The organism is Pseudomonas izuensis, from assembly GCF_009861505.1.
GTDB lineage: Bacteria > Pseudomonadota > Gammaproteobacteria > Pseudomonadales > Pseudomonadaceae > Aquipseudomonas > Aquipseudomonas izuensis.
In genome coordinates this window covers 135,388-142,531 of the sequence record NZ_WTFT01000019.1, presented here as the reverse complement: position 1 = coordinate 142,531, position 7,144 = coordinate 135,388, and the positions used below count along the sequence as shown (strand labels likewise).

The 7,144-nt window shown below is 61.2% G+C and carries 6 protein-coding genes; 1 reads left to right on the top strand and 5 read right to left on the bottom strand.

The genetic code is table 11. The features are described 5' to 3' along the window. Nucleotides 1-208: 208 nt before the first annotated feature. On the bottom strand, nt 209-550 hold the full coding sequence (locus GPL81_RS18100; protein WP_160107819.1) for a DUF6124 family protein: 342 nt from the start codon (nt 548-550) through the stop codon (nt 209-211). A gap of 129 nt (nt 551-679) precedes the next feature. Between GPL81_RS18100 and GPL81_RS18095 the strand changes: the two genes are divergently transcribed. Beyond that, on the top strand, nt 680-1,318 hold the full coding sequence (locus GPL81_RS18095; protein WP_160107818.1) for a LexA family protein: 639 nt from the start codon (nt 680-682) through the stop codon (nt 1,316-1,318). Between the two features lie 119 nt (nt 1,319-1,437). Here the strand turns inward: GPL81_RS18095 and GPL81_RS18090 are convergent, their stop codons facing one another. The 4 genes from GPL81_RS18090 to GPL81_RS18075 form a co-directional block, all read right to left on the bottom strand. After that, the gene (locus GPL81_RS18090; protein WP_160107817.1) at nt 1,438-3,393 is read right to left on the bottom strand and encodes an acetyl/propionyl/methylcrotonyl-CoA carboxylase subunit alpha; all 1,956 of its coding nucleotides are present in this window, start codon (nt 3,391-3,393) and stop codon (nt 1,438-1,440) included. Then, nucleotides 3,393-4,208, bottom strand: a complete 816-nt coding sequence (locus tag GPL81_RS18085) for a gamma-carboxygeranoyl-CoA hydratase (RefSeq protein WP_121103313.1) — start codon at nt 4,206-4,208, stop codon at nt 3,393-3,395. The genes GPL81_RS18090 and GPL81_RS18085 overlap by 1 nt, the downstream gene beginning before the upstream one ends. A 102-nt stretch (nt 4,209-4,310) precedes the next feature. Next, the gene (locus tag GPL81_RS18080; RefSeq protein WP_160107816.1) at nt 4,311-5,918 is read right to left on the bottom strand and encodes a carboxyl transferase domain-containing protein; all 1,608 of its coding nucleotides are present in this window, start codon (nt 5,916-5,918) and stop codon (nt 4,311-4,313) included. An 11-nt stretch (nt 5,919-5,929) separates the two neighbouring features. Further along, nucleotides 5,930-7,093 carry an isovaleryl-CoA dehydrogenase gene (locus tag GPL81_RS18075; RefSeq protein ID WP_096510090.1) on the bottom strand — a complete coding sequence of 388 codons (1,164 nt, stop codon included), beginning with the start codon at nt 7,091-7,093 and terminating at the stop codon, nt 5,930-5,932. Between the last annotated feature and the right edge of the window lie 51 nt (nt 7,094-7,144).

Below are 7,144 nucleotides of genomic sequence, written 5' to 3'. Positions count from 1 at the left end.
GGCAAAAAAAGACCCGGCAAAAAGCCGGGTCAAAAACCGTGATTAGCCTGATGAGGAGATAGTCCAGGAGACCGACCTAAGGTCCCTTGGTCTATCGACTGATCTCGCGATCAGTTGATGCAAGAATAATCATTCTCGTTTGCAAGTCAAATGAATTGTCTGCGCGATTGGAAAATTCTTTCCAGTCCTCTTTGTTCGCACCTTCGTTTCAACCGTTCTGATGCCTCTCCAGTGACCGATCCACCATGGCCTTGGCCATGTCGATCATATGCACCGTCGAAAACGCCAGGTCCCGGTTTGTCCCCTGCAGATGACTGGCTGACTCGCACGCCGTGGCGGCGGCACAACGCAACAGGTCCGAGGCATGGACCAGCGCCTCCTCACTGCTGATGTTGCGGTTCACATCAAAGAATCGTGTCTCGACCGCTTCTTCTGAAACAGCCGGTTTCAAGTAATAGTCCAATGCGCGCTGTGCAGCGGCCGAGCCCTGGGGCGAGGTGAGGGAGGTGTCGATTTGCGTATCAGGCAAGTCGTTGGCAGGTTGGGTCATGGTGATGGCAAGCTCCGTGATAGATTCAGATCCGTGAAGCCATCCTAGTACGATCTGTATTTGTGACCATCGTTTAAATACTACAATTTGTGTTTTGTTGGCCGGAGGCGCCCACGTATCGTGCCGCACATGGATAAATGGATTGAATTGGTCAAGGCCAAGATGAGTGAACTCAAAGTCACTCAAGAGATACTCGCCGAACGCCTCGGGATGTCCCAGGGTGGCGTTGGCCACTGGCTGAACAAACGTCGCGAGCCTGGCATCGACAACATGAACCGGGTGTTGAAGGCACTCGGAATGGACTTCCTCGAAGTGGTGCTGGTGATTCGCGAGCCCGCGGATTCACAGGGCGACGAAATGTCCCTGACGCAAAAGTACAACCCGTACTTCCGCTACCCGGTCAGTGACTGGCGGGAAACCGGAGAAGTGCGCGATGGCGAACAGGCGCAGTACCGTTTTGAATTGTCCGATTATCACGCCCGGGGCGCGGCGTTCTGGCTGACGGTCGTCGGTGATGCGATGACTGCACCGACGGGTCTGAGCATCGCCGAGGGCATGCTGATTCTGGTGGACCCGGACGTGGACGCCGAGCCCGGCAAGCTGGTCATTGCCCAATGGCCGGACAGCAGCGAGGCGGTTTTCCGCAAGTTGATCGAAGAGGGCGGGCAGCGTTACCTGGTCCCGCTCAATCCGACGTATCCGAAAGCCCTTTACACCGAAGAGTGCCGAATCATCGGCGTGGTGGTTCAGGCGACAGCCAAGTTCTAGACGCAGCGCGGTCCTTGTAGGAGCCGAGCCTGCTCGCGATGGTCGTCAACGATGACGCGGGCTGCCTGAATGCCCGCGTTATCTGGACGTTCATCGCGAGCAAGCTCGCTCCTACAGTTTTACGCTTCTTCCAGCTCGACCAACGCACTGCCTTCGCTGACCATCTCGCCTTCCTGGCAATACAGCGCCTTCACCACACCGGCGTGGGGCGCACGAATGCTGTGCTCCATCTTCATCGCTTCCAACACCACCAATTGCGCCCCGGCTTCGACTGTTTGCCCGGCCTCCACCAGCACACGCACGATGCTGCCGTTCATGGGCGCGGTCAGGCCGCCGTGATGACTGTGACTGGCTTCAACGGCGCTGATCGGGTCGTAGGACTCGATACGGCGCAGTTCACCTTCCCATTGCAGGTACACGAAATCGCCCCGGCGGATCGCCCGATGCTGGCGGCGCAGACCGTTGTGCTCGGTCAGCAATTGCTCGCCTTTGAGCTGTGCGCTGTGGGCGTTGCGGTCGCCCAGCGTCAACGCGCGGTCCTGGCCTTCACAGCTCAGGTGCAGGGTGATTTCCGCTGGCAGCCCGGAGCGGAAGCCGTTGCCGATAGCCCACGGCGAACTCGGGTCATCGCTACGCGATGTACTGTGCTGGCTTTGGGCAAACGCCTGGGCAGCGGCTTGCCAGAACTCATCGCTGAGCCCGGACGGCGCAGGCAGCAGTTGTTCCTGATAGCGCGGGATGAACCCGGTATCCAGTTCGGCGGCGGCAAACGCCGGATGACCGATGATCCGGCGCAGGAAGTTGATATTGGTCTTGAGCCCGCCAATGGCGAATTCATCGAGCATGCTCAGCAGGCGCAAGCGAGCCTGCTCACGGTCCTCGCCCCAGGCAATCAGCTTGCCGAGCATCGGGTCGTAGAAGGGTGAAATTTCGTCGCCCTCTTCGACACCGCTATCCACCCGGCGACCCGCGCCCGGCGCGGACTCGCGGTACAACTCCAGGCGACCGGTGGCCGGCAGGAAATCGTTGCCCGGATCTTCGGCATACAACCGTACTTCAATGGCATGGCCAATCAGCGGCACCTGATCCTGGGTCATCGGCAAAGCTTCGCCACGGGCCACGCGAATCTGCCAGGCCACCAGGTCGAGGCCGGTGATGGCTTCAGTGACCGGGTGTTCGACCTGCAGGCGCGTGTTCATTTCCATGAAGAAGAACTCACCGCGAGCATCCAGCAGAAACTCCACGGTGCCGGCCCCGACGTAACCGATGGCTTGCGCCGAACGCACGGCGGCTTCGCCCATGGCGCGGCGCAGCTCCGGGCTCAGGCCGGGTGCCGGTGCTTCTTCGACGACTTTCTGGTGCCGACGCTGAATCGAGCAGTCACGTTCGTTGAGGTACAGGCAGTTGCCGTGTTGATCGGCGAAGACCTGGATTTCCACGTGACGCGGTTTCAGCAAGTATTTCTCCACCAGCATCCGCGAATCGCCGAATGACGATTGCGCTTCACGCTGGGCCGAGGCCAGGGCTTCGGCCAGCTGGCTGACGTCCTCGACCACTTTCATGCCCTTGCCGCCGCCACCAGCCGTGGCTTTGAGCAGCACCGGGTAGCCAATGCGTTCACAGGCGTCGCGGAAGGTGTCGAGGTCTTGCGCTTCGCCGTGATAACCCGGCACCAGCGGCACGCCGGCGGTTTCCATCAGGGCCTTGGCGGCGGACTTGCTGCCCATCGCATCGATGGCCGAGGCGGGCGGGCCGAGGAAAATCAGGCCGGCTTGTTCAATGGCACGGGCGAACCCGGCGTTCTCCGACAGGAAACCATAACCGGGGTGGATCGCCTGGGCACCGCTGGCCTTGGCGGCGGCGATCAGTTTGTCGATTTGCAGATAGCTGTCGGCGGCTTTACTGCCACCCAGATCGACACGAATATCGGCTTCGCGGCTGTGCCTTGCATCACGGTCGGTGGCACTGTGCACGGCCACGGTGGTCAGGCCCAGGGCCTTGGCGGTGCGCATCACCCGGCAAGCGATTTCGCCGCGGTTGGCCACCAGCAGGGTAGTGAGGACGGGTGCGCTCATCAACGCGGCTCCTTGGGGGTGATTTCGGCTTGCCAGCTCGGCGGACGTTTTTGCAGGAAGGCACGCAGGCCTTCCTGGCCTTCGGGGCTGACGCGGATGCGAGCGATAGCATTCTCGGTGTAGCGGCGCAGCGCAGGGAGCAGCGAGCCGTCGCCGACTTCACGCAGCAGGTCTTTGCTGGCGCGCATGGCTGCCGGGCTGTTGAGCAGCAGGTTATCGATCCACTGCTCGATTTTTTGCTCCAGCTCCTGGGCTGGATAGCTCTCCGACAACAGACCCAGTTCCCGTGCCCGTTGCCCGCCGAAGCGCTCGGCGGTCAAGGCATAGCGCCGGGTAGCACGTTCGCCGATGGCTTGCACCACGAACGGGCTGATCACGGCCGGTGCCAGGCCGATGCGCACTTCCGACAGGCAGAACTGCGCGTCATCGACGCCGATGGCCATGTCACAGCAACTGATCAGGCCCAGCGCGCCGCCGAAAGCTGCGCCTTGCACCACCGCCAAGGTCGGTATTTTCAGTTTGGCCAGGTTGTACATCAACTCCGCCAGTTCCCGGGCGTCGTCGAGGTTGGTGTGGTAATCGAGTTCAGCCGATTGCTGCATCCACGCCAGGTCGGCGCCGGCGCTGAAATGCTTGCCGCGACCGCGCACCAGCAGGAAACGCAGGCTGGCATCGCTCGACACCTGGTCCAGGGCGAGGATCAGTTCGCGGATCATTTCGGCGTTGAACGCGTTGTTCTTTTCTTCGCGGCTGAGCCACAGGGTTGCAAAGCCCCGTGGGTCGGTCAGCAGTTCGAGGGTGTTGAAGTCGCTCATATTGTCCGTCTCCACCATTCATATGGGGCGGGCTGGGGCGATTGCTGCGCAATCGAAACGGGGATAAATCCCCTCGCCACAGATGCCCGAGTCCATAAAAAATTACATCCGGAACACGCCGAAGCGGCTCGGTTCGATAGGTGCATTCAGCGACGCCGACAAGGCCAGGCCCAGGACATCGCGGGTCTGCGCCGGGTCAATGACACCGTCGTCCCACAGGCGAGCGCTGGAGTAATAAGGGTGGCCCTGTTCCTCATACTGGTCGAGGATCGGTTGCTTGATCTCGGCTTCCTGCTCGGCGCTGAAACCCTGGCCACCACGTTCGGCCTGCTCACGCTTGACCTGCACCAGCACGCCGGCGGCCTGTTCGGCACCCATCACGCCGATGCGCGCATTCGGCCACATCCACAGGAAACGCGGATCGTAGGCCCGACCGCACATGCCGTAGTTGCCGGCGCCAAAACTGCCTCCGATGATCACGGTGAACTTCGGCACTTTGGCGCAGGCCACGGCGGTCACCAGTTTCGCGCCATGCTTGGCGATGCCGCCGGCTTCATACTTCTGACCGACCATGAAGCCGGTGATGTTTTGCAAGAACAGCAACGGAATGCCGCGCTGGCAGGCCAGCTCGATAAAGTGCGCGCCTTTCTGAGCGGCTTCGGCGAACAGGATGCCGTTGTTGGCAAGGATCGCGATCGGGTAACCGTGCAGGTAGGCAAAGCCGCAGACCAGCGTCGTCCCGAACAGGGCCTTGAACTCGTCGAATACCGAGCCGTCCACCAGTCGAGCGATGACTTCGCGCACATCGAAAGGCTGTTTGGCATCGGCCGGCACCACGCCGTACAACTCGTCGCTGCTGTAGAGCGGGGCGATGGGCGCGCGTTGCTGCACGTCGCCGAGCTTGCGCCAATTGAGGTTGGCGACACTGCGACGGGCGAGGGCCAAGGCGTGTTCATCGCTTTCGGCGTAATGGTCCGCTACCCCGGAAATCTTGCAATGTACATCAGCACCGCCAAGATCTTCGGCGCTGACCACCTCACCAGTTGCCGCTTTCACCAGCGGCGGGCCGGCGAGGAAGATCGTCGCTTGCTCGCGGACCATGATCGCTTCGTCGGCCATCGCCGGCACATAAGCGCCGCCAGCAGTGCAGGAACCCATGACCACAGCAATCTGCGGAATGCCCATGGCGCTCATGTTGGCCTGGTTGAAGAAGATCCGGCCGAAGTGCTCGCGGTCCGGAAACACTTCATCCTGACGCGGCAGGTTGGCGCCACCGGAGTCCACCAGATAAATGCACGGCAGACGGTTCTGCTGGGCAATCGTCTGGGCCCGCAGGTGTTTTTTCACGGTCAGCGGGTAATACGAGCCACCTTTTACCGTGGCATCGTTGGCGACGATCATGCATTCGACGCCTTCCACGCGGCCGATCCCGGCAATCACGCCCGCGGCCGGAACGTCTTCGCCATAAACTTCATAGGCCGCCAATTGGCTGATCTCGAGAAACGGTGAACCCGGATCGAGCAGGCGATTGATGCGTTCACGGGGCAGCAATTTGCCCCGCGAAGTGTGACGTTCCTGGGCCTTCGGGCCGCCACCTTGCGCCACTTGAGCGAGCAGGGTGTGCAGCGCATCGACCTGTTTGAGCATCGCCGCGCTGTTGGCGGCGAACTCCGCTGAACGGGGGTTGAGCTGGGTATGCAGGATAGCCATGGGCAGCTCCGTTAGCGGGTTTCGTTAAACAGTTCGCGACCGATCAGCATGCGACGGATCTCACTGGTGCCAGCACCGATTTCGTACAGCTTGGCGTCACGCAACAGACGACCAGCCGGGAATTCGTTGATGTAGCCGTTGCCGCCGAGAATCTGGATCGCGTCGAGGGCCATTTGCGTGGCGCGCTCGGCGCTGTAGAGGATCACGCCGGCGGCGTCCTTGCGCGCGGTTTCGTTGCGCTCGCAGGCCTGGGCTACCGCATAGAGGTAGGCGCGGCTGGCGTTGAGTTGGGTGTACATGTCGGCGACCTTGCCCTGGATCAGCTGGAATTCGCCGATGCTTTGGCCGAACTGCTTGCGGTCGTGGATGTACGGCACGATCAGGTCCATGCAGGCCTGCATGATCCCGGTCGGGCCGCCCGAGAGGACGACGCGCTCATAGTCGAGGCCACTCATCAGCACCTTCACGCCGCCATTGAGTACGCCGAGGATGTTTTCTTCCGGTACTTCGACGTCATCGAAAAACAGTTCGCAGGTGTTCGAACCGCGCATGCCGAGCTTGTCGAACTTGTTGCTGCGACTGAAGCCTTTCCAGTCGCGCTCGACGATGAAGGCGGTGATGCCGTGCGGGCCTTTTTCCAGGTCGGTCTTGGCGTAGATCACGTAGGTGTTGGCGTCAGGGCCGTTGGTGATCCAGGTTTTGCTACCGTTCAGAACGTATTTGTCGCCACGTTTGTCGGCGCGCAACTTCATCGAGACGACATCGGAGCCGGCGTTTGGCTCGCTCATGGCCAGGGCGCCGATGTGCTCGCCACTGATCAGCTTCGGCAGGTACTTGGATTTCTGTTCGTGATTGCCGTTGCGGTTGATCTGGTTGACGCAGAGGTTGGAGTGCGCGCCGTAGGACAACGCCACCGAGGCCGAGCCACGGCTGATTTCTTCCATCACCACCACGTGGGCCAGGTAGCCCAGGCCGGCACCGCCATATTCTTCCGGAACGGTGATGCCCAGCAGGCCCATGTCGCCGAATTTGCGCCAGAGGTCGGCGGGGAACAGATTGTCGGTGTCGATCTGAGCGGCGCGGGGAGCGATCTCTTTGGCGACGAAGGACTGAACCTGATCGCGCAGCATATCGATGGTTTCACCGAGGGCAAAATTCAGGGATGGGTAGCTCATGGGTCACCTTTTGGCTTTTTTGTCGGGTGGGGAGGGCAGTGATTTGGCTCT